General features: G+C 55.4%; 1 pseudogene. It reads right to left on the reverse strand.

Going from position 1 to position 446, the window contains the following annotated elements:
• A pseudogene (locus D7V97_RS43705) lies at positions 1-446 on the reverse strand (Hsp70 family protein); the annotation flags it as partial.

The raw sequence follows: 446 nt of genomic DNA on the forward strand, positions 1-446 counted from the left end.
GGTCAAGGCTTCGGCTTTGGTTTTCTTTTCGACGCGATCGCGCCGTTCTCGATCTTCGTTGGCGTACTTCTCAGATTCCTGGATCATTCGCTGCACTTCCGATTCCAGCAAAGTTGAAGCGCCCTGAATCGTGATGCCCTGCTCGCGGCCTGTGGTGCGATCGACGGCTGTAACCTGCAAAATCCCGTTCGCGTCGATGTCAAACGAGACGACGATTTGCGGAACGCCGCGAGGCGCAGGCGGAATGCCCATCAGCTTAAAGCGACCGAGCGACTTGCTATCGTTCGCCATTTCGCGCTCGCCCTACAAAACGTGAACTTCGACTAAAGTTTGATTGTTTTCTGAGGTCGAGAAGATGTCAGATTTGCGCGTCGGAATGGTCGTATTGCGCGGAATCAGCTTTTTCATCACGCCGCCGATCGTCTCTAGCCCGACCGAGAGCGGCG

Origin of the sequence: Corallococcus sp. CA053C (assembly GCF_003611675.1) — a bacterium.
GTDB lineage: Bacteria > Myxococcota > Myxococcia > Myxococcales > Myxococcaceae > Corallococcus.